Here is a 21,082-nt window from a genome sequence, read left to right as displayed (position 1 = left end):
CCGCTCCGGAAGGGGTGTCTGGTCAGGCAGGGAGGGGCGTCGGGTCAGGCCGGAAGGGGTGTCTGGTCAGGCAGGGAGGGGCGTCGGGTCAGGCCGGAAGGGGAGTCTGGTCAGGCGGGGAACGCTCCGGGCCAGGGCCCCGGGGTGGCCACATCCGCCTCCTCCTCGACCTTGGTGTCGAACAGCCGGAAGCCGCGGCGCTGGTAGTTGTCCATCGCGTACTCGCCGTCCTTGCTGCACGTGTGCAGCCACACCCGCTTGGTCGTGGCCAGTCCCGGCCACCGGTCGGCCAGGTCCCAGGCGCGGGCGGCGCCCTGCGAGAGCAGGTGGCCGCCGATGCGCCGGCCCCGGAAGGCCGGGATCAGGCCGAAGTACTCGATCTCCACGACCCCGTCGTCCCCGGGCGTCAGCTCCACGTATCCGGCGGGCGTGCCGTGGTCATGGGCGACCCAGGTCTCCACGCCGGGCCGCTCCAGGTGCTCCTGCCACCGCGCGTAACTCCAGCCCAGCCGGTCGGTCCAGCGGATGTCGCCGCCGACCGAGGCGTACAGGAAGCGGCTGAACTCGGGGGAGGGCACCTCGGCGCGGACGATCCGGACGTCCCCCTCCGGGGCGGCGGCCGGCAGCAGGTCCGTCGGCGCCGTCTGCTCCAGCGACCACGTGGTCACGGCGATGTTGGTCATGCCGGTCAGGGAACCATCCGGTCCGACGATCTGTCGATCCCCGCCCGAGCGGTCCCCGGTGCGGCGGCCGTCAGTCGAGCGCGTCCTCGATCGAGGTCAGCGGGAGCGCGAACAGCATGCGGCCCGACTGGGACCAGACCTCACCGGTCCGCGCCCAATAGGACAGGGAGCCCGCCTGCCCGCTCCAGCACCGCTGCGAGCGGTCGGCGCCGCACTCCGTGGCCCGGGCGCCCTCCGTGTCCTGGCGCCACAGGGTCCCGCGCCCGTCGTGCCCGCCGGCCGCGCGTCCCAGGTACCAGTCCGACCGCGCCGCCCCGGGCGGGCGGTACGACAGCACGCCCCCGACCTCGGTGGCCCCGGTCGCGTACGCCTCCACCGCGTCGACCCGCCCGGCGGAGTCGGCGGCCGGCAGTCCGGAGCGGGCCGGGTCCGTGCCGAACGCGTAGCGCCACAGCCGGGTGGGGCGGTCGACGTCGGCGGGCACCCGCTCGCTGGCCACCAGGCTGTCGGGGGCCGTGCCGCGGTCCAGGGAGATCGCGCCGGGGCGTGCGGCGTCGTCGGTGTCGGGGAGCCGGTACGAGGCGACGGCGGGCAGCACGTAGGGCTGGCCGTTCGCCGCCCAGCCCCCGGGGACCCGCCCGACGGCGTCCGCCTCGGCGGTGGCGCGCTGGACCCGCTCCACGTCGTACACGTACAGCGCGTCGCGGTCCCCGGAACCGGCGGTGACCAGCAGCTTGTCCTGGTACCAGACCATGCCGGAGACGGGGGAGGCGAGCCCCCGGTAGTCGTGGCCGCCGTCGACCGGGACGGCGAGGAGCGCCGAGGTGTAGCTCAGACGGTCGGGATCGTCGGCGTCGACGAAGGAGATCCGGGCGAGCCCGCCCTCGGGGGTCCCGTCGTCGCGGGTCCAGGCGGAGAGGATGACGCGGTGGGCGCCCCAGCGTCCGTCCTCGTCGGCGTCGCCGGAGGTGGTGACCGCGCCGGGCCGCCAGTCCTCGGTGTCGTCCTCCTCCCAGCAGTAGGCGCGGGTCGCCGCGGGGAAGACCGGCAGGGTCTCCCGGTCGTCGGCCGTGCAGTCGGCGGCGTCGCGCAGCGTGTGGTCGGCGGAGTCGAGGACGGCGTCGACGCCCACCGGTGCACCCATCGAGTCGGAGAGCCGGTCGAGCCAGGGCCGCGGTACGCGGTGCTCCGTCAGCCGCAGCGCGTCGGTGTCGGCGGCGGAGGTGAGGGGCTTGAGGGCGCCGGGGTCGTCGGCGACCGTGGCCTGCGAGGCGCTGATCAGCGTGGCGGCACCCGTCAGGGCGAGCGCGGCCCCGGTCAGGGCCGCACGCAGCGCCCTGCCCCGCCTGCGCCGGCGGTGTCTGCCGCGCTGCTTCATACGACCTCCACGGACACCGGACCAACTGGGCTCGACGGTGGCCACGTTGACCGAGGAGCGGATGGGACGGTCCGTAGAGGATGCTACGACAGACGGAGGGGTTCGCGGACGCGGACGCTGCAAATATGCGAAGACGAACCGTCTTTCCGGCCATCCGGGACGGCCCGTCGGGACCGGGGCCCGCAGGTGCGGGGCCCGGCGGCGGGACGGGACGGGACGACGGTCCGGCGGCGGGGTGTGCGCGAGGGCTCGGGAGTGGCGGACCGTGGGGCGGACCCTGTGGTGGGTGCGGGCCGGGGCGGACGGGGGCGTCGTGGCTGATCGCGCCCGCCCGGCGGAGCCGCGTGCCGGACACGGTCCCGGGCCGCCGGGGGACCGCGGCCTTCCTCAGGGGGCCGGCCGGGACGCCCGGCGCTCCGCCACCGCGGGTGCCGTCGAGTGGGGAAGCAGGTCGCACGGGTCGTCGGGGAGGACCACCTCGACTTCCGCGTGCTCGCAGAAACGATACGGCCGGTGTTCCAGGTAGGCCCCGAGGTACCTCCGCACCCGTGACATCTCGGCCCGTACCGTCACCGTGCGGGCCGGGTCGCCGAACACGTCCTCGGCCAGCCCCGCCGCGCTGCGGCCGGCGCGGTGGACGGCCAGCAGGTACAGCAACTCGGCGTGCCGGGGACTCAGTTCCCGGACCCAGGTCTCCGCGCCGCCCAGCACCCGGACCGACCAGCGGCGCGGCTGCCCGAGGTCCAGCACGATCCGGGTGGCGCCCCGCGGCACCGGTTCCCCGGCCGCCCGCACCAGCCACCCCTCGCCCAGCGGCTCCACGGTGCACGCCCCGATCGCCGGCAGCCACCTCGGCCCCGCCGCCGGGGACTTGGGCAGCACCACCCGGTCCACGTACGGCATCCCCGTCACCGCCGCCGTCCAGCCCTCCCGGTCCGTCACCAGGGCCCGCCCGTCCAGCCGGGCCAGCACCGGCGCGGCCACCGCCCGCAGGCGCTCCAGCGACAGCACGTGCAGCTCACGCAGCCGGGCCTCGGCGAGCTTGGCCACCGAGTCGACCCAGGCGAGCGTCGCCGGGTGCATCGTCTCCAGCGGCCCGCTCACGTCGACCACACCGAGCAGCCGGCCGCTGCGCGGGTCGGTGATCGGCGCCCCGGCGCAGGTCCAGGCCGCCTGGGACCGTACGAAGTGCTCGGCGGCGAAGACCTGCACGGGCCGCCGGGTCACGGCCGGCGTGCCCACGCCGTTGGTGCCGACCACCTCCTCGCGCCAGTCCGCGCCCAGCTCGAAGCCGAGACCGTCGGCCTTGCGCAGCACCCGCGCGCTGCCCTCCCGCCACAGCACCCGGCCCTCGTCGTCGGCGACCACCATGATGTGGTGCGCCACGTCCGCGACCGACAGCAGACCCTCCCGCAGCACCGGCAGCACATGCCGCAGCGCCGACGCCTCCCGCCGCCGCCGTACCTCCTCGGGGGACAGGAGCCCGGAGCGGAAGTCGTGCTCGGGATCGACACCGCTGCGCAGCATCCGCGCCCAGGACTGCTCGATCACCGGACGCGGCGGCACCGGGGCCCGTCCGCCCGAGAGTGTCGCGGAACGGACCTCGTTGAGCATCCGCGCCGCACGCGCCGTGTCGACGGCGGCGAACTGCGTCACGTCCATCGGCGAGAGCGCCACTGGTCCCCGTCCTCCCGAAGCCGGATGTCCGAATACTCAGATGTTCGTCCGGTACTCACTGCCCGCCCGGGCCGCGAGGGCACAGTCCGCACACAGTCGGCAGCAAGTTGCAACCCCCTGCAACCCTGGTGGACGGCCGTACCGGCGGCCAGACTTGAACCACGTCGCCCCGAGCGGCGTACGCGGCCTGTACGGGCCTGTGTGGCGGGGGTGGTGCCGTGTCGGCGCGGCACCACCCCCGCTCCACCCGGCGGATCAGGCCGGCGCCACCGGCCGGGCCCGCTCCACCACCGACGCCAGGTCCAGCGTGGGCGGCAGTGTGCCGAAGGCCGCGCCCCCGTCACCGCCCAGCCGCGCGGCGCAGAACGCGTCGGCGACCTCCGGCGGCGCGTACCGGACCAGCAGTGAGCCCTGGAGCACCAGCGCCAGCCGCTCCACCAGCCGCCGCGCCCGCCCCTCGGCGGCACCCAGGTCGGCCAGCTCCGTCAGCAGGCCCCTGATCGCCGCGTCCAGCCGGTGGTCGGCGCCGCGCGTCAGGCCCACCTCCGTCAGATACGCGTCCATCGCCCGCGGCTCCCGCCCGAGCGCCCGCAGCACGTCCAGCGCCTGCACGTTGCCGGCGCCCTCCCAGATCGAGTTCAGCGGCGACTCGCGCACCAGCCGGGGCATCCCCGACTCCTCGACGTATCCGTTGCCCCCCAGGCACTCGGCCGCTTCCACCGCCACCGGCGCACACCGCTTGGTCACCCAGTACTTGGCCACCGGCACCGCGATCCGCAGCAGCGCCCGTTCCCGCTCGTCCCCGCCGTCGGCGGCGTCCTGGGCCGCCGCGAGCCGCAGGGCGAGCGTGGTGGCCGCCTCGGACTCGACGGCGAGGTCCGCGAGGACGTTGCGCATCAGCGGCTGGTCGACCAGCTTCGCGCCGAAGGTCTCCCGGTAGGTGCAGTGGTGCACCGCCTGCGCGACGGCCTGCCGCATCAGGCCGGCCGAACCCAGTACGCAGTCCAGCCGGGTCGCCGCCACCATGCCGATGACGGTGCGCACCCCGCGCCCCTCCTCGCCGACCCGGCGCGCCCAGGTCCCGGCGAACTCGACCTCGGCGGAGGCGTTGGACCGGTTGCCCAGCTTGTCCTTGAGCCGCTGGAGCAGGAACACGTTGCGGGTGCCGTCGGCCAGCACGCGCGGCACCAGGAAGCAGGTCAGCCCTCCCGGAGCCCGGGCCAGGACCAGGAAGGCGTCCGACATCGGCGCCGAACAGAACCACTTGTGCCCGGTCAGCTCGTAGGTGCCGTCCTCGGCCAGCGGGCGTGCCGAGGTGGTGTTCGCCCGTACGTCGCTGCCGCCCTGCTTCTCCGTCATGCCCATCCCGAACAGCGCCCCGGCCTTGAGGTGGGCGGGCCGCAGCTCCCGGTCGTACACCCGGGAGGTGAGCCGCGGCTCCCACTCGGCGGCGAGGTCCGGGTCGGCGCGCAGGGCCGGGACCGCCGCGTGGGTCATCGACAGCGGGCAGCAGTTGCCGGCCTCGACCTGGGTCCACATGAGGAAACCGGCCGCACGCCGCACGTGCCCCCCCGGCCGGGACCAGGCCGCGGTCAGGCCGGCCGAGACGCCCTTGCCCAGCAGCCGGTGCCAGGCCGGGTGGAAGCCGACCTCGTCGATCCGGTGGCCGTAGCGGTCGTGGGTGCGCAGGACCGGCGGGTTCCGATCGGCCTGCGCGCCCCACTCCTGCGTCTGGACCGACCCGCAGCCGCGGCCCAGGCCCGACAGCTCCTCCAGGGCCTCGTCGAGCAGCTCGGGTGCCAGATGCCGCTCGACCGCGGCCGTCAGGGCCCGGTCGGCGGTGAAGACGTCGTAGCCGACCAGCGGCGGCGCCTGATTCGTCACGGTGTGGGTACTGCCTGCCATGACCGTGAACCTACCGCGCCGGGGACCCGAGGGGGGCCGGCACCGGTCGGTGGGCGTCCGCGGATGAGTGCGACCCCCCGCGACGGATACCTTTAGGTCGTGCAGCCAGCAAGTGAATCCCCCGAACGGCCCTCCGGCCGGCTCCATCGCGTCCGGGTCCTGTACCGGAACGTCTCCAAACGCAGGACCGCCTGGCTGCTGCTCAAGGACACCGTCAACTCGTGCATGGAGTACCGCATCCTCGGCCTGGCGGCCGAGGCGGCGTTCTTCACGCTGCTGTCGGTGCCGCCACTGCTGCTGAGCGTCATCGGTCTGCTCGGCTACGTCGACCTGTGGATCGGCGCCGACACCACCGACAGCCTGCGCACCAGCATCCTGGACGCCTCCCGCGCGGTGCTCTCCGAGCGGGGCGTCGAGCAGATCACCGAGCCGATCCTGGACGACGTGATGAAGGGCGGCCGGCCCGACGTCATCTCCCTCGGCTTCCTGTTCGCCCTGTGGTCGGGCTCCCGCGCGGTGAACGTCTTCATCGACACCATCACCGTGATGTACGGCCTGGACGGCGTCCGGGGGATCGTCAAGACCCGCCTGATGGCCTTCCTGCTGTTCCTCGTGGCCCTGCTGATCGGGTCGGTCGCGCTGCCGCTGATGGTGGCCGGGCCGGACGCCGTGGTGCGGATCGTGCCCTGGTCGACGACGGTCGTCCAGGTGCTCTACTGGCCGGTCGTCATCATCCTGTCCGTCGCCTTCCTGACCACGCTGTACCACGTCTCCGTGCCCGTGCGCTCCCCGTGGATCGAGGACGTGCCCGGCGCGCTGGTCGCCCTCGCCATGTGGGTGCTCGGCAGCTTCCTGCTGCGCATCTACCTGACCAGCACCGTGGAGGGCCCCACCATCTACGGCTCGCTCGCCGCGCCCGTCGCCGTGCTGCTGTGGATCGGCGTGTCCGCGTTCGCGGTGCTCGTCGGGGCCGCGGTCAACGCGGCCATCGACCGGGTCTGGCCGGCCGCGGCCACCGCCGCCGCCCGTGAGGCCAACGAGCGGCTGCGCCAGGCCCAGGTCGCCGAGTACGTGGCCCGCACCGCCGCGAGCGGCGAGTCGGACCCCGACATGCCCTCCGAGTTCCCGGAACGCTGGTCCCGCTTCCTGCCCCCGGAGGACGTCACGTCCCGCCTGCGCACCCACGTGAAGAGCACGCCGCCCGCGCACCACGACAACGTGAACCACAACAACGTCAACCACGGCAGCACCAACCACGACAAGGCGAACCACAACAAGCCGGAGGCCTCGTAGATCCGGCCGACCCCGCGCCGTCGTCCAGCGCGAAGGGCGGCCCGCGGGACAACGGCGCGCGCCGCTGCCCCGGCGGGGGCGCTACGACACGGGCGCCGCCCGCCACGTCCCCGCCGCCGCCCCGTCCCGGACGAAGTCCGCGAAGTCCCTCGGCGGACGGCCCAGCACCTGCTGGACGCCGTCCGACAGGTGGGCGTTGCGGCCGTCGAGCATGGCGCCGAACAGCTCCACGAGGAACGCGGCCTCCTCCTCCGGCACCCCGAACCCGGCCAGGTTCTCGCCGTACTCGTGCGCTGACACGGCGCGGTACCTCAGCGCGCGGCCCGTCTCCCCGGCGATCTCGGCGACCGCCTCCCCGAAGGTCAGCAGCCGCGGCCCCGACACCTCCAGCACCCGCCCGGCATACCGGTCGCCGGAGGTCAGCGCCGCCACCACCACGTCCGCGACGTCCCGCAGGTCCACGAACGGCTCCCCGACCCCACCGCCGGGGAAGACCAGCTCCCCGTGCTGCCGCAACTCCTCGACCAGCGGGCCCTCGCTGAAGTTCTGCGCGAACCAGGCGGCCCGCACGACCGTCCAGTCCGCGCCCGCCCCGGCCAGCGCCTCCTCGGTGGGCCGCGCCTGCTCCTCACCCCGCGCCGACAGCAGCACCAGCCGCCGTACGCCGAGCCCGGCCGCCTCGCGAGCCAGCGCGCCGACCGCCCCGGCGGCGTCGGGGGCGCCGACGTCGGTCGGGTGGGCCAGGTAGGCCGCGTCGGCGCCGCGCAGGACGTCCGCCCAGGTCGACGGGTCCCGCCAGTCGAAGCCCGTCGCCCGGGACGCCGCCCGCACCGTCAGCCCGGCCGCCCGTGCCGCCTCGGCCACCCGTCGTCCGGTGCGACCGGAGGCCCCCGTCACCACGACCGTCATGTCCCCGTGTGTCCTCGTGTCCGTCATGGCTCCAGTCAACTGCCGGGCGCCGTACGTTCCCATCGCCGAAGGGCTCGCTCCCATACGCGTGCGTCTACGCTGTGACGCCATGGACGCACTCGCCGGTCTGCTGGAGGGCCCCCGCGCCCGTGGCGCGTTCATGATCCGCGCCTGTTTCGACCCGCCGTGGGCCGTGCGCGTCGAGGACCGGGCGCCCCTGACGGTGATGCTGATGGTCCGCGGCGACGCCTGGATCGTGCCGGACACGGGGGACCGGCTGCGGCTGCGGGCCGGCGACCTCGCCATCGCGCGCGGCCCGGACCCGTACACCTGCGCCGACGACCCCGGCACCCCGCCGCAGGCGGTGATCCTTCCGGGCGGCGCGTGCGGTTACCCCGACGGACGCCCCCTCAACGGCTCGATGGACCTGGGCGTGCGCACCTGGGGCGACCGTCCCGACGGCGGCGCGGTGCTGCTGATCGGCACCTACCTGGTGCGGGGCGAGATCGGCGGCCGGCTGCTGGACGCCCTGCCGCCGCTGCTGTCCCTCGACTCCGACCAGTGGGACTGCCCGCTCACGCCGCTGCTGACGACGGAGGTCACGCGGGACGAGCCGGGCCAGGAAGTCGTCCTGGACCGGCTCCTCGACCTGCTGGTCATCGCCGCTCTGCGCGCCTGGTTCGCCGGGCCGCGGGCCGAGCCGCCCGCCTGGTACCGGGCGCTGGGCGACCCGGTCGTCGGCCGGGCGCTGCGGCAGCTCCAGGACGACCCGGCGCACCCCTGGACGGTGGCGTCCCTCGCCGCCGAGGCAGGGGTCTCCCGCGCCGCGCTCGCCCGGCGCTTCACCGACCTGGTGGGCGAACCCCCGATGGCGTACCTCACCGGCTGGCGCCTCGCCCTCGCCGCCGACCGGCTGCGCGACACCCAGGACACGCTCGGCGCGATCGCCCGCCAGGTCGGCTACGGCAGCGCGTTCGCCCTGTCCACGGCCTTCAAACGGGTGTACGGCGTCAGCCCGCAGGAGTACCGCACCCCGGCGTAGCCTGGCAGGCGTGTACGCGGAACGGGCCTCCCGGCTGAACGGCGCCGTGGTGTGGACCAACACCCCGACCGCGCCCGGACCGGGACGTGTCCTGCCCGACGGCTGCATGGACCTGCTCTGGCACGACGGCCGGCTGCTGGTCGCGGGCCCCGACACCCGCGCCCACGCCACCGGGGGATCACCCGGCCCCTGGGCGGGCGTCCGCCTCTACCCCGGCACCGCACCCGCCCTCCTCGGCGTCCCCGCCCACGCACTGCGCGACCGGCGCGTCGACCTCACCGACCTCTGGCCGGCCGCCCGGGTGCGGCGCCTGACCGCACGGGTGAACGCGGCCCCCGACCCGGCGAGCGGCCTGGAGGAGGCGGCGCTGTCCCGGGCGGCCGACACCGAGCCCCCCGACCCGCTGCTGCGCCGGGTCGTGACCGCCCTCGACGCGGGCCGCACGGTCGCCGCCACCGCCGACGAACTGGGCGTGAGCGCACGTCAGTTGCACCGCCGCTCGCTGGCCGCCTTCGGCTACGGGCCCAAGACGCTGGCCCGCGTACTGCGGTTGCAGCGCGCCCTCGCCCTGGCCCGGGCCGGCACGTCCCTCGCCGAGACGGCCGTCCGGTCCGGTTACGCGGACCAGGCCCATCTGACGCGGGACGTACGGGAGTTGGCGGGCGTGGCGCCCGGGGAGCTACTGGGCCGACGCGGCTAGCGGCGCGAACAGGTCGACGCCGTGGCCGTCCGGGTCGCTCAGGACGGCGTACCGCTGCCCCCAGACGGCGTCCCAGGGCTCGCGCTCGCCGTGGCAGCCGGCGCCGGTCAGCTCCTCGTACAGCGCGTCGACTTCCGCCGGCGTGTCGCACAGCAGGGCGAGCGAGTGCCGACCGCCGCCGGCCGGCGGCTGCCACCCGGGCGTGAAGGAGCGGACGGACTCCTCGGTGTCGAGCAGCAGCCGGATTCCGCCCGGCAGTCCGGCCTCGGCGTGCGGCCGGCCCCCGGCGCCCTCGGGGAACGCGAAGCCGAGCCGGCGGTAGAAGGCCACGGAGGCGGCCATGTCGGCGACGATGAGACTGATGGCGTTGAATCGTGCGGTCATGGGGCCACCGTAGGCAGGGCCCGCGAGACCGGTCTTGAAAGAATCGGACACGCGCGGGACGGGCCCGGAAGGGCCGCCGGGTGGTCCGTGCCTCAGGAGCTCCTCAAGTCACTTGAACCGCACAGGCCTCGGCACCGATCATGGCTCCATGTTCGGACGCGGCAGACAACCGGAACTCAACGTCCTCGTCCTGCGCGACGCGGACGTCATGGCCCACGGCATCCGCCAGGCGCTCGCCGAGGCGACGCCCGAGCAGCGGCCCGGACTGGAGCTCGCCGCTGCCCTGGCCGAGCGGGCCGCCGGGGCCTGTGACGCCGAGCTGCGCGCCCGCTGGGTCCACGAACGCTTCGCCATGGCCGGTTACCAGGGCCCGGCCGATTCCGTGCGGGCCGTCAAGGTCCTCCGCGAGGCGGCCCCCGGCCTCAGCCTGGTCGCTGCCGTCCAGCTCACGAAGGACGCCGCGGCGCACCGCCCCTGACCCGACGGCCCCCGCCGCTCTTACGGCGGGCCGAACGACACCGGCCCCCGCGGTGTGTCCACCGTGCAGCACAGGCCCGTCGGACCGGCGGTGAGCGGGAGCGCGGTGCCGAGCGCGGACAGCAGCGGGCGGATCACGGCCGGGTCGGGGGCGGTCGCGGTGAGGGCTAGCAGGGGAGTGACGGGCAGGCCTGACGAGGGATGGGGTGTCGTGCCCCAGTCGATGAGGAAGGGCACCAGGCCGGAAGGGTGGGCGCCGTCGGTCAGGCGCCACTCGAGGAGCGCACCGCCGGGGCGGCTCCGGCTCATCCGGTGTACCGCGCCGGGATCGTGACCGCGTGCCCGGGCCGCCGCCACCGCCGCGTCCAGCTCGGGCGGGCGGATCGCCCAGGACACGAACCGCGGGGCGGTGAGCCGCTCGAGCCACACGGGGCGCGGCCCGTTCGGCGGGGACCGGTCCGGATCGGGGCCGATGATCTCCAGGTAGGCGGTGCCGCCCAGCCCCACGAGGTGGTTGCGGGTGCCCAGGCCGAGGTGCGCACCACCGGGCGCGGGGGCGACACCGGTGCGCCGGGTGAAGTCGGCGACCGTGGCCGCGAGATCGGGGGTCGCCAGGACCAGGTGGTCCAGCAGGGCGGGAAGGGCGCTCATCGCGGCCGAGCGTAGGCGGCCCGGCCCACCTGTGGAACGCCTGTGCGGCAGGATGGCCGCATGATTCGTCCCACGCGCGTCCTGCCGGTGCTGCTGCTGGCCCCGCTGCTGCTCACCGCCTGCGGCTCCGAGAAGGCGGACGCCGACCCCGCGTCCGGCTCCTCCACGCGGTCGGCCGAGGCCGCCGACCAGGGTGAACTCGACGCCCGAGCACAGGCGCTGGGCATCGCGCCCGAACTGGTCTACGTCACCGAGGCCCCCGGTTTCAGCCTGGCCCGGCAGTCCGTCGGCGTCCTCGGCGACGACGGCTTCTCCGCCACCTGGGTCTCCGGCGAGACCGGCGCCCAACTGCGCCTCTCCGTCGACCGGGGCTCGATCACGGCCGCCACCTGCCCCGGGCAGCCGGTCGGCGACATGTCCGGTGAGCGCACGACCTGCGAGCGCGACGGCGACGCCTGGTACCGCACCGGGGCCGGACGCCACGAGTACGCCGTGCTCGAGGAGGGCCACGTCGTGCGCGTCTCGGGCGAGGCGGACGCCGTACCGCGCGACGTCCTGCGCGAGGCCGCCCTGGCCGCCCACCGCCCCGACGCCGCCGAGGCCGCCGGCCTCCTGCCCTCCGCCGAACCCGCGCCCAGCGCACCGGTGGAGCGCGGCGACCTGCCCCCGTTCGGTGACGGAGCACCCGACAACAGCGTGGACGCGGGCGGCTGATGCCGCGGCACCGTCCGGCCCGGCGGTCCAGGGTCGGCGCCGTCATGTTTCGGTAGTACCGTCGTGCACGTCGCGCCCACAGGGCGCAAACAGCGTCAACCAGGGGCGCTTTGGGATCAGACAGGAGCGACCCGACTCAAACGGGCAGAGGCATGGAGTCTCCTGCCTTACAGGCCGCATTGACCACTCTTGCCTCAGCAGTCACAGACCCATTCGCCCATCGAAGCGCCATAAGAACAACCCTGACGGGACAAAACGCTCTTCAGTAGGTGTTTTCGAGCCTCTGGCTGGTCATCCCGTGAGTGCGGCAAAGTCGCCCACGGGATGTGCTCACCTGGTGAACTGGGAGGCGCGATGCTGCTGCCTGGCCCGGGTGCCGGTCATGGTGCCGGGATCAGACGCCAGAGGGACGTGGTCTCGGCGCTTCGTGCTGTGTGGAGTGGGTCGGCGGCGTCCTGGGAGCGTGGGTGCCGGGGCTGGGTATCGATCTTGCCCACGACGTGGAGCTGTGCTGCCTGGAGGGCGTCGAGTAGCTGCTGACGAGTTCGGAGGTCGAGGTGCTCTGCCAGGTCGGACAGGATGAGCCAGCCCTCGCCGCCTGGTCGGAGGTGGGCGGGCAGTCCGGCGAGGAAGCTGTGGAGCATGGTGCTGTCCGGGTCGTAGACGCCTTGTTCGATGGGGCCGGTCGGACGGGCGGGGAGCCAGGGCGGGTTGCAAACGATGAGGTCGGCGCGGCCTTCGGGGAACAGGCCGGGGCCCGACACGTCGATACGGTCGGTCAATGCGAGCCGGTGGACGTTCTCTCTGGCACAGGCCAGCGCGCGTGGGCTGATGTCGGTGGCCATGACGCGGTTGATACCGCGGTGGGCCAGGACCGCGGCGAGGACGCCGGTTCCGGTGCCGAGGTCGAATGCCGTACTGGTGGCGGCACTGTGCCGGGCTGCGGGCGGCAGTGGCGTGTGGGCGACCAGGTCGACGTACTCGCCTCTGACGGGTGCGAACACGCCGTAGTGGGGGTGGATGCGAGTCCCGAGCGCCGGCACGTCGATCCCTTTCAGGCGCCACTGGTGAGCACCGATCACTCCCAGCAGCTCTCGCAGGGACACCGCCATGGGTCCCTTTGAGGGGCCGTAGGCTTCCAGGCACGCCTGGCGGACGTTCGGGGCTCGGCGCAACGTCAAGGTGTAGTCGTCGTCCAACGGCACCAGGAGCTTTCCGAGGACACGGGCGCGGTGACTGCTGCTGCGTCGGTGCAGGTGGAAGTTCTCGCTCGGGGACGTGCTGAGCCTGGGCGGCTTGCGGTCGATGCGGCGGCCCATCGCCTGTAGCAGTTGCCGGGCGTTGTGGAAGTCGCCTCGCCAGAGCAGAGCCGTTCCTTCGCACGCCTGTCGGTAGGCGTCGTCGGCCTTAGTTCGGTCGTCGGCGACGATGGTTCGCTGGGGAAGAGGGGCGGCGTTCTCGGAGTGCCAGCGGGCGGACTGGTGGGTGTGGTTTTCGGTCCAGTGGATGGTGGACACCACGTACTCCTCGTGGTCGAACGTGCAGGGGCACGAAGAGCACTTCGACGAGGAGCAGGCGTGAACCCACGCCTGTCCATCGGACAGGCGTGTGCGTTGAGGCAGGTGGCCGTTACCGCTCTCGCGTCGAAGCGCGAGAGCGGACGTCCCAGACAACCATGCCGAGCATCAGGGTGAGCCCTTTCGGAGGAGTGGCAGCAGGCTCGCACAGGCGCTGCTCGGCTGCCAAAAGCACCAGCCCTGCCAGGTCAACCGGCTGGCCGTTTCGTCCACTGGCTGGTTCGCGGGTTCTGGCGGGTGAGGCACCTGGTCATCGTGGTGATGAGTGCCCAGTTCAGGTGTGCTTCGGAGTGCTGCGGGAGGCGTTCGTAGCAAGGGTTCGAGCTGTCGCAGCCTCTGCGTCCAGGGCCGCGGACACAGCGTTCCGGGCCTGCGCGACGGTGGGCGCCAGGCGGTGGCCAGTAGAGCCGTTGATATACCAAGAGACCAGGATCACGCGGGAAGGCTATCCATCGAACAGCCCCGTTGATGAGGTGATGCCCTGGAAGTTCGCGAGCACCGCTTCCTGGACAACCACCCGGCGTCCCTGTAGCCCACAGTGCCTCCGACACCGGCCGAAGCGCCACCGCCGCGCCGGGTCGGTCATCGTGCCCCGTCCGAACGTCGGGCCTGCCGGCGCGAACTGCGCACCTGGGTCCAGTGGCTGCGCCGCACCGCCGAGCTGCACAACGACCTCCCACCCTGCTGGTACCGGCACCGCTGGACGCGGGAGATGCTCACCGCCCTCCACCTGGGCCGGCTGCGCACCTACGCGGGCGAGAAGACGCCGGGACGCGAGCTCGCCGAGGCCGAGTGGATCAACACGCTGCACGCCTCCAGGCCGCACATGAAGCCTCCCGCCTGCGCGGGCGGCCACCAGGAGCCGCCCCCGCCGCCGGACCCGGGAGCCGAGGAGGAGCGGGAGCCGTACCTGGCCACCTCGGGCGACACCAGACACCACCGCCCCGGCGAGGCACCCGGCCGAGGCGGAGCTACAGCGGATGACCGCCGAAGCGGACCGCCGCTGTAGCGGGGGAGGGTTGCTCTGCGGCCGGCCGCGCAACCTAGGGTCAGTCCGGACGCGGGCGGCCAGTGGCTACGGCTTGCTCTCGTCGGTGACCGCGGCAGGCAGCGGCGAGGCGCCACCGTGCGGGGTGCAGACCTCCTTGCCCCCGTCCTTGAGGACCACGCAGGCGCGTGCGGCCGCGGGGTAGGGGGCTTCGACCATGGGTGAGTAGGTGTCCCGGTCGTAGGTGATCGAGCGGGTGGCCGAGTGGTTGTGCGGCCCCTCGACCCTCGCCGTGTCCCCGACCTGGCCCTCGGTGATCCTGGCCCACGCGGCTCCGCAGCGCGGGCTGTAGCGCAGTTCCAGGTGGACGCCGTCGACCTTCGCTGCCGCAGCGGTCCACACTCCGATGTGGCATTCCATGCGCTGGGAGTCCTTGTTCCGGCACTCGAAACCGCTGCACTTCGTGAGGCTGCCCTTGGTCATGGGCTCTCCCTGGCTCGCCGGGGCGCCGATGAGCATTCCCGCGAGCAGTCCCACGGCCGCTCCCACACCGGTGGCGGCGGCCCCGAGAGCGAGGCCCCAGCGCCGCGGCCGGCGGAGCGTCGCGGAGGTGGTGGGCTGCTTCGGCGGCTGCGTCATGGGCGGCTCCGCGTCCGGGGCCACGGAGGTGCCCGTGCTCGAAACCGGTTCGGGATCGGGATCGCGGTCGGGATCTGGACCGGTGACTACCGTCGGCGGTGTGCCGGAGGCGTCGGAGCGCTCGACGGGATCGGTGCTCTCCGGAGGCTTGCCGTCCGGCTGCCCGCGCTCGGCGATCTCCAGCAGAAGGAGCAGGCGGTCGGGTTTGACAGAGATCGCCTGGGCGAATTCCCGCACTGCCTGTCGGGGCGGAAGTGCCTTCCCGCTGAGGTAACGCCCCCACGACGACTTGCTGTAGCTCGTCCGGCCGGCGAGCGTGGCCAGGGTCATTCCGCTGCGCCGCCGCAGCAGCCTCAGCTGCTCGGTCAGAAGTTCGGCTTCCCCGGGCGCTCCACTGGCCCGGGGTCTCCCAGCCTGTCCCGCCACCACTCGTCCTCCCTCGTCTTGTCCCCCTGATACAGGGCCTGTTGCCGCGTCCCGCTTCCCATCATGTCCCACCCGGTCCCACTGCTCTACCGGCGTTGCCGTCCCCGAAGCGAGCATGTGATCACCCGCCCCGACAGGAAGACCGCGGACACCTGCCGGACCGGCCCACTCGATCACCGCGAGGCCGCAGTGGCGGGCACGCGCGTCCATCAATCGGTCCGACCAGGCGAATGGGTATCCATGGCAGACGAGCTCGTCCTGCGGGCACATGACTTCATCGACACCTGCGACGTCGCCGGCATACCCACCGGGGTCAAGGAGGGCATCACCGGGCTGGGGGGCTCCCTGTACGCCCTCACTTGCTGCCTCCAGCACGAGCTCGACCTCACCGCCCTGTCGCACGGCTCCGTGCGGCCACACATCGTCCGCGGCTGCTTCGGCGCCTGACGCGTCCGCTGCGTCCTGGACGAGAAGCCCATGGGTCCCTGATCCATACCACCCACAGACATACGGAGACAGTAGTGGCAGACGCCAAGGTCCTGGAAGCGCAGAAATGGGTGAACAGCACTTACGGTGACGTCCCCGGCTACAGGCCCTGCGCCGAGGACGGGCAGACGGGCTGGAACACCATGCACTCCCTCACCATGGGACTTCAGCACGAACTGGGCATCAGCCCTCTCGTCGCGGCTTTCGGCCCCACCACCCTGTCGCGGCTGACCGCCTACGGCGACATCGGCCCGGGGCACACGAACGCCAACATGGTCAACCTCATCCAGCACGCCCTGTTCTGCAAGGGCTACTGGGGCGGCAGCGGGAACGGCCAGTACGACACCGCCACCCTCAACGCCGTCATCAGCCTCACGACGGACATGGGTCTGACCGGCCACGGCGGCACGGTCACTCCGAAGGTATTCAAAGCACTGCTCACCATGGACGCCTACATCGTCCTCGCAGGCGGCTCCGAGAAGGTCCGCACCATTCAGCAGTGGCTCAACCGCAACTACCTGGACAGATCGACCTTCTTCATAGGTCCCTGCGACGGCCACTACTCACGCGACGTACAGAAGGCCCTCATGAAGGCCATCCAGTACACGGTGGGCATCCCCGAGGACCAGGCCAACGGGAACTTCGGCCCCGCCACCCAGGCGGGGCTGAAGGCCAACACTCTGTCGAAGGGGGCTACGGGGACCCTCGTGCGACTTTTCTCTGCGTCATGCGTCTTCAACGAACCCGTCCCCGCAGGGGATACGCAATACAGAACTTCCTTCAAGGACACCTACGATTCCGATCTCGCTCTTTTCGTGAAAGCCTTTCAGAGATTCTCCCTGCTGGAGGACCACGGGGGAGCCGACTACCAGACCTGGGCTCAACTGCTGGTGTCTACGGGAGACCCGGAGCGCCGTGTCGACGCCTGCGACACCCGCTTCACTATCACCGACTCCCGCGCGCGGGCCCTGGCCGCAGAAGGCTACAAGTACGTGGGGCGCTACATATACGACCCGCCGGGCAGCACTCTTGACAAGGAGATCCAGCCCGGCGAGCTCGACAACATCTTCGGCAACCAGCTCCGCGTCTTCCCGATCTACCAGGACAACGCGCGTCAGCTTTCCGACTTCACCTACAACACGGGATACCAGCACGCCTTGGAGGCACACAACCGAGCTGTCGGTTACGGTTTCAACCGTGGCACGGTGATCTACTTCGCCGTTGATTACGACGCCACCGACCCGGAGATCACCTCCAACATCATTCCCTATTTCCAAGGAGTCGCCGGCGGGCTGGCCAGAAAGGGGAAGCGCTACGTATACGGAGTCTACGGATCTCGCAACGTGTGCGCACGGATCACCGACGCCACCTACGCCCGCTGGTCATTCGTATCCGGTATGTCCTGGGGATTCTCCGGCAACCTCGGTTTCCCGTTGCCGGCCAACTGGGCCTTCAATCAGATCAAGGAATTTCGCTTCCTCAACGGTTCCGACTCCTTCGATCTTGACAACAACGCACATCGGCCGGGCACGGACTCCGGTCAGGGAAGCGTCAACGACCCCGTATCCCCCTCCAGGGACTTCGTCGACTACATCGCCGAGCTCTACGACCTGGCCCGCTCCTACAATCAGGGCGACCCCAACCAGCTCGTCATGGAGTACGTCCGGCACAGGTCCTACAGCGATCTCACGTGGACCGGTCTCATCGGCACGCTGGACCGTGACTTCGTCGCCTACGTCGAGGAAAACGGCGCGCCCTGGAAGGTCGAGTTCGTCGACAGCGCCACCGGCCAGGAAATCGGCATGGAACATCTGATGGCCACTTGCAACGGCCACTACCGCTACCCGCAGCCCGCCGATACCGGGTGGGTCAATCACGGTGACGTCGCCGGCTGGGGCGGGGACCTCATCACGTTCTACGCGGAGTGGCAACGAGATCGCGCCGGCTACTCGTCCGGTTACCAGTACTGCGTGGAGCGGCTGGCGAAGATCAATGTCTCCTCGACCTTCGGCTACTCGGACCTCATTGAGGACGCGGACGGCTACTTGATCAGCAAGCGCGTCAGGGCCGGTACCGACATCGTCACCGCGGTCCGCCACCACTACGAGACCGGCGGGAACGACGACCGGTTCAGCGACTACCGCCGTCGGCGTTTCGGGACCGTCGCGAACACCATCGAGCTGGCCCGGGACATGCTCACCACGGACAGCGCCATGATCTCACTCGGGCGAACGGGGCTCATCCAGCTGACCGCAGGCGTCGGCACGCCTGTGCCCGACATGCTGCCGTCCGACAAGCTCGACGAATTCCTCCGCGGGTTCGCCGAAGTCCTCCACGGACAGGTTGGCTGAGAGTGCACTCCATCCCCGCTCAAGAGGCAGGTCGCCAGTGAACCAGCACGAATACGTCGCACCGCACGGAACCCTCAAGCGCCGTCATGTCGTCGCCGCCGCACTCGGCGTGGCCGGCGGGGCCGTACTGTGGTCCGCCCCCGGAACGGCCGCCGTCGCGGCGGACGCGTCCCCGGCCGGGCCGTGGAACGGCAGACGCAGCGCCAACGGCTGGCCCGTCATCGACGAGACCCCGGAACACAGGATCGAAGGTGCAGGGAACACCGGTGTCTCCTGCCTCGGTGGCGACGTCGCCACCGTCCTGCTCCACCTGGCGCGCCGCTACCACTACGAAGTACGCGCGATCACCCCCCGGGACATCACCGGGCACACGACCGAACGCGTCCTCGGCCGGCGGTACGAGAGCAACTACCTCTCCGGGACGGCCATCACCATCTTCCCGGCCCTGTACCCCGCAGGGGCGAAGGGGAATGTCTACCCCCAGGACCTCGCCACGATACGGGACATCCTGGCGGAACTGGAGGGCCTGGTGAAGTGGGGCGGCGACTTCGATCCGGCCAAGGAGTCCCACTTCCAGATCGACGTCGCGCCGCGAGACCCGAAGCTGACGGACGTCGCCGCCCGGATCAGGGGGTGGGAGTCCCGGCCCGGCGCCGGTGCCGGAGTGGTCCCCGACGTCTTCGCAACCCGGCGGCGAGTCCGGGCCAGGGACCTGCGCAACCGGCAGAACCGGTAGCAGTCCGGGCGACGTCTCGTCCGGTGCACCCGCGGGTGACCGCGCCAGAGGCCTTCACGGTGGTCCCAGCCGTCCCACCGTGTCCCGCTGGGATCGAAGTCCCCGCAGGTCAGCGCATGGGACGTCTCGGGCGTACGTCACTTGGGCGGCGACTGTTGCGGTCCGTGCATCACCGCCCGAAAACTGATCACCGAGCCGCCCGCAGCGGGTGGTTCCGGTCAAGGGAGGGAATACGCATGCGAGCCATGATGAGGACGCTCGTCAGTGTCACGACTGTCGTAGGGATCGCCGCCGGAAGCCTGGCCGCCGCAGGAACCAGCTTCGCGGCGGCCCCGGAGAAGAAGCCGGTGGAGAGTGCGGAGGCGTTCGCCCCACTGGCTGTGGTCAACCTCGGTCTGACGACCTCTGAGGCCAAAAGCCTCCAGGGCAAGTTCCTGAGGTCCTGGGGCTACACCGGCGCGATCGACGGGCAACTCGGCACCAACAGCTGGAAGGCGATGCAGCGTCTCCTCAAGGAGAACTGGGGCTACACCGGATCGATCGACGGAATCGTCGGCACGGGAACGGTGAAGGCGTTGCAGCGCTACCTCAAGACCTGGTACCGCTACACCGGCGCGATTGATGGGGTCGCCGGGCCGGGGACCAAGGCGGCGTTCAGGCGGATGGCCAACGTGACCTGAGCTTGGCGCTCGTCCTCGCCTGAAGCAACGCAGAGAAGCCGCCGGTGTGCTTGCAAGTGAATTGCGGTAGCTGCCGCACTCGCAATCAGAGGTCAGGCGCCTGAGGAAAGCACGGAATCCTGTCAAATCGCAGCAATCGAAGGATGAAGATGCGCAATCGAGTAATCGCGTCCCTTGTCGCAGTGGCATCTGCCGCGGTCGCCGTCAGTACCGTGACTACCGTGCCGGCAAGCGCCTACAGCCCTGACCCGAGGGTCATTCAGAGAGACTCGGCGCTGACGGTCTACTGCCCGTGCCGGTTCAACGACGACATCGACGGAACCTATTTCCAGAAGGATGACGGCGGGGTAGGAAGTAAAGTTGTCTTCGGTAATCAGAGTGGTTACGCGTTGGCGAAGGTCGAATTCCATCCTTACGATGAAGTGCTGTGGATGTACGACGTCGCCAACGACGATGACGGCCTCTACTACAAGGTGTCCTACGAAGGTGATGGTGGACGGTACGGGCTGTACATGCCCCCGGGCTCGTCCGACATCTGGGATGTCAAGAAGGTGAATCTGGACATCCCGGAGGGCAGGAGCGTAACGATCACGGTGTACGACGACCGTGGGATGACCGACTGGGTCTCCACGATCAAGGCCACTGCCTGATAGGCCGTCTAGATCGGCGCGTCGGAAAGCCTTCCGACGTGCCGGTTGCTGGGTGCTTCGTGCCGGATGAGCTGTGGGGGAAGGCCACCCGCTTTCTCGCCTTCGCCGGCATCGCCCGCACTCTCATCTGCTCCCGCAGGCTCATCCGCACGGACGATATTCAGGACGCGTCAGCGTAGGCGAGGTGGCTTCCGCAGCCGGTCCAGCGGAAGAGCATGACGGTTGCCCCCTCGCCCAGGCTGGTCGGGAAGCGCTCAAGCCGGCTTTCGTCGTGCAAGCCGTCGAGACGCATGTCGGTCCGAAGCTGGTCTAGCGCTTCGGGATGCGCCGCCAGCTCGGCGTATCCGACTTCGCCCACGAAGGCGGCCGCGTCCTGACAGTGGACGAGCCAGTGCGGATCCTGCCAGGCGTGGAATCCCGGGGTGCGGCGGGTGACCTCGTGCAATACGTCCTCGCTGACACCGTCGAGCCCGTAGGAGTCAGTGAATTCACCCGCAAAGCGTTCCGCTGCGCTCCCGTCTGCGATGCACCAAGGGCAGAACCGACCGCTGACGTCCTGAGCGGAGTAGAAGGTTGCCGTGTAGATCCATCCTCTGTCGCGCCGGCAGCAGGCACACGTCTCGGCGGCCGCGCAGATGGACCCGCTTGCAAGGGGGTCTGGGTGATAACGGAAGAAGGGCAGGGCGGCACTCATCGGCACTGTCCGATCCGCAGCCTGGTGGCCATGCCCACTGAT

Annotated in this window: 21 protein-coding genes; 11 read left to right on the top strand and 10 right to left on the bottom strand. The window is 71.4% G+C overall.

What is annotated here, in order from left to right:
• Positions 1 to 110 precede the first annotated feature (110 nt).
• From B1H29_RS08190 to B1H29_RS08175, 4 genes are all read right to left on the bottom strand, one after another.
• On the bottom strand, positions 111 to 683 hold the full coding sequence (locus B1H29_RS08190; RefSeq protein ID WP_055419603.1) for a GNAT family N-acetyltransferase: 573 nt from the start codon (positions 681 to 683) through the stop codon (positions 111 to 113).
• Between the two features lie 70 nt (positions 684 to 753).
• Positions 754 to 2,061: a hypothetical protein gene (locus B1H29_RS08185; RefSeq protein WP_055419602.1), complete on the bottom strand. Its 1,308-nt coding sequence runs from the start codon at positions 2,059 to 2,061 to the stop codon at positions 754 to 756.
• Between the two features lie 387 nt (positions 2,062 to 2,448).
• The gene (locus B1H29_RS08180; protein ID WP_055419601.1) at positions 2,449 to 3,738 is read right to left on the bottom strand and encodes a GAF domain-containing protein; all 1,290 of its coding nucleotides are present in this window, start codon (positions 3,736 to 3,738) and stop codon (positions 2,449 to 2,451) included.
• Between the two features lie 255 nt (positions 3,739 to 3,993).
• Complete coding sequence (locus B1H29_RS08175; RefSeq protein ID WP_055419600.1) at positions 3,994 to 5,643, bottom strand: acyl-CoA dehydrogenase family protein; 1,650 nt, start codon at positions 5,641 to 5,643, stop codon at positions 3,994 to 3,996.
• A 99-nt stretch (positions 5,644 to 5,742) separates the two neighbouring features.
• Here B1H29_RS08175 and B1H29_RS08170 point away from each other — a divergent pair, with 99 nt between their 5' ends.
• The gene (locus B1H29_RS08170) at positions 5,743 to 6,936 is read left to right on the top strand and encodes a YihY/virulence factor BrkB family protein (protein ID WP_055419599.1); all 1,194 of its coding nucleotides are present in this window, start codon (positions 5,743 to 5,745) and stop codon (positions 6,934 to 6,936) included.
• 81 nt (positions 6,937 to 7,017) lie between these two features.
• Here B1H29_RS08170 and B1H29_RS08165 read toward each other — a convergent pair whose 3' ends face one another.
• Positions 7,018 to 7,872: an NAD(P)H-binding protein gene (locus tag B1H29_RS08165; protein WP_055419598.1), complete on the bottom strand. Its 855-nt coding sequence runs from the start codon at positions 7,870 to 7,872 to the stop codon at positions 7,018 to 7,020.
• An 82-nt stretch (positions 7,873 to 7,954) separates the two neighbouring features.
• On the opposite strand from B1H29_RS08165, the gene B1H29_RS08160 reads away from it, so the two are divergent.
• Complete coding sequence (locus B1H29_RS08160) at positions 7,955 to 8,887, top strand: AraC family transcriptional regulator (RefSeq protein ID WP_055419597.1); 933 nt, start codon at positions 7,955 to 7,957, stop codon at positions 8,885 to 8,887.
• Positions 8,888 to 8,897: 10 nt separating this feature from the next.
• Positions 8,898 to 9,587: a helix-turn-helix transcriptional regulator gene (locus B1H29_RS08155; RefSeq protein ID WP_055419596.1), complete on the top strand. Its 690-nt coding sequence runs from the start codon at positions 8,898 to 8,900 to the stop codon at positions 9,585 to 9,587.
• On the opposite strand, the gene B1H29_RS08150 is transcribed toward B1H29_RS08155, so the two are convergent.
• Positions 9,567 to 9,971 (bottom strand): VOC family protein, encoded by a 405-nt coding sequence (locus B1H29_RS08150; protein WP_055419595.1) that lies wholly within the window; start codon positions 9,969 to 9,971, stop codon positions 9,567 to 9,569. The genes B1H29_RS08155 and B1H29_RS08150 overlap by 21 nt on opposite strands.
• 148 nt (positions 9,972 to 10,119) lie before the next feature.
• Here B1H29_RS08150 and B1H29_RS08145 point away from each other — a divergent pair, with 148 nt between their 5' ends.
• Positions 10,120 to 10,449, top strand: a complete 330-nt coding sequence (locus B1H29_RS08145; RefSeq protein ID WP_055419594.1) for a hypothetical protein — start codon at positions 10,120 to 10,122, stop codon at positions 10,447 to 10,449.
• Between the two features lie 20 nt (positions 10,450 to 10,469).
• On the opposite strand, the gene B1H29_RS08140 is transcribed toward B1H29_RS08145, so the two are convergent.
• Complete coding sequence (locus B1H29_RS08140; protein ID WP_055419593.1) at positions 10,470 to 11,099, bottom strand: VOC family protein; 630 nt, start codon at positions 11,097 to 11,099, stop codon at positions 10,470 to 10,472.
• Between the two features lie 60 nt (positions 11,100 to 11,159).
• Here B1H29_RS08140 and B1H29_RS08135 point away from each other — a divergent pair, with 60 nt between their 5' ends.
• On the top strand, positions 11,160 to 11,813 hold the full coding sequence (locus B1H29_RS08135) for a hypothetical protein (protein WP_055419592.1): 654 nt from the start codon (positions 11,160 to 11,162) through the stop codon (positions 11,811 to 11,813).
• Between the two features lie 380 nt (positions 11,814 to 12,193).
• On the opposite strand, the gene B1H29_RS08130 is transcribed toward B1H29_RS08135, so the two are convergent.
• The gene (locus B1H29_RS08130) at positions 12,194 to 13,330 is read right to left on the bottom strand and encodes a methyltransferase (RefSeq protein ID WP_055419591.1); all 1,137 of its coding nucleotides are present in this window, start codon (positions 13,328 to 13,330) and stop codon (positions 12,194 to 12,196) included.
• A gap of 598 nt (positions 13,331 to 13,928) precedes the next feature.
• Here B1H29_RS08130 and B1H29_RS08120 point away from each other — a divergent pair.
• Complete coding sequence (locus B1H29_RS08120) at positions 13,929 to 14,399, top strand: hypothetical protein (RefSeq protein WP_063787512.1); 471 nt, start codon at positions 13,929 to 13,931, stop codon at positions 14,397 to 14,399.
• A 66-nt stretch (positions 14,400 to 14,465) separates the two neighbouring features.
• Here the strand turns inward: B1H29_RS08120 and B1H29_RS08115 are convergent, their stop codons facing one another.
• The gene (locus B1H29_RS08115) at positions 14,466 to 15,347 is read right to left on the bottom strand and encodes a DUF2690 domain-containing protein (RefSeq protein ID WP_055419590.1); all 882 of its coding nucleotides are present in this window, start codon (positions 15,345 to 15,347) and stop codon (positions 14,466 to 14,468) included.
• Between the two features lie 336 nt (positions 15,348 to 15,683).
• Here B1H29_RS08115 and B1H29_RS08110 point away from each other — a divergent pair, with 336 nt between their 5' ends.
• From B1H29_RS08110 to B1H29_RS08090, 5 genes are all read left to right on the top strand, one after another.
• Positions 15,684 to 15,890 carry a hypothetical protein gene (locus B1H29_RS08110; protein ID WP_055419589.1) on the top strand — a complete coding sequence of 69 codons (207 nt, stop codon included), beginning with the start codon at positions 15,684 to 15,686 and terminating at the stop codon, positions 15,888 to 15,890.
• A gap of 74 nt (positions 15,891 to 15,964) precedes the next feature.
• Positions 15,965 to 18,280, top strand: a complete 2,316-nt coding sequence (locus tag B1H29_RS08105) for a glycoside hydrolase domain-containing protein (protein ID WP_055419588.1) — start codon at positions 15,965 to 15,967, stop codon at positions 18,278 to 18,280.
• A 37-nt stretch (positions 18,281 to 18,317) separates the two neighbouring features.
• Positions 18,318 to 19,016, top strand: a complete 699-nt coding sequence (locus B1H29_RS08100; RefSeq protein ID WP_063787511.1) for a hypothetical protein — start codon at positions 18,318 to 18,320, stop codon at positions 19,014 to 19,016.
• A gap of 236 nt (positions 19,017 to 19,252) precedes the next feature.
• Positions 19,253 to 19,696: a peptidoglycan-binding domain-containing protein gene (locus B1H29_RS08095; protein WP_055419587.1), complete on the top strand. Its 444-nt coding sequence runs from the start codon at positions 19,253 to 19,255 to the stop codon at positions 19,694 to 19,696.
• A 221-nt stretch (positions 19,697 to 19,917) separates the two neighbouring features.
• Complete coding sequence (locus B1H29_RS08090) at positions 19,918 to 20,346, top strand: hypothetical protein (protein ID WP_234393074.1); 429 nt, start codon at positions 19,918 to 19,920, stop codon at positions 20,344 to 20,346.
• 160 nt (positions 20,347 to 20,506) lie between these two features.
• On the opposite strand, the gene B1H29_RS08085 is transcribed toward B1H29_RS08090, so the two are convergent.
• Positions 20,507 to 21,040 (bottom strand): CbrC family protein, encoded by a 534-nt coding sequence (locus tag B1H29_RS08085; protein WP_055419585.1) that lies wholly within the window; start codon positions 21,038 to 21,040, stop codon positions 20,507 to 20,509.
• Between the last annotated feature and the right edge of the window lie 42 nt (positions 21,041 to 21,082).

Origin of the sequence: Streptomyces pactum (genome assembly GCF_002005225.1) — a bacterium.
GTDB lineage: Bacteria > Actinomycetota > Actinomycetes > Streptomycetales > Streptomycetaceae > Streptomyces > Streptomyces pactum_A.
Note: the sequence above shows the minus strand (reverse complement) of the source record. Positions and strands in the feature narration are given on the sequence as shown.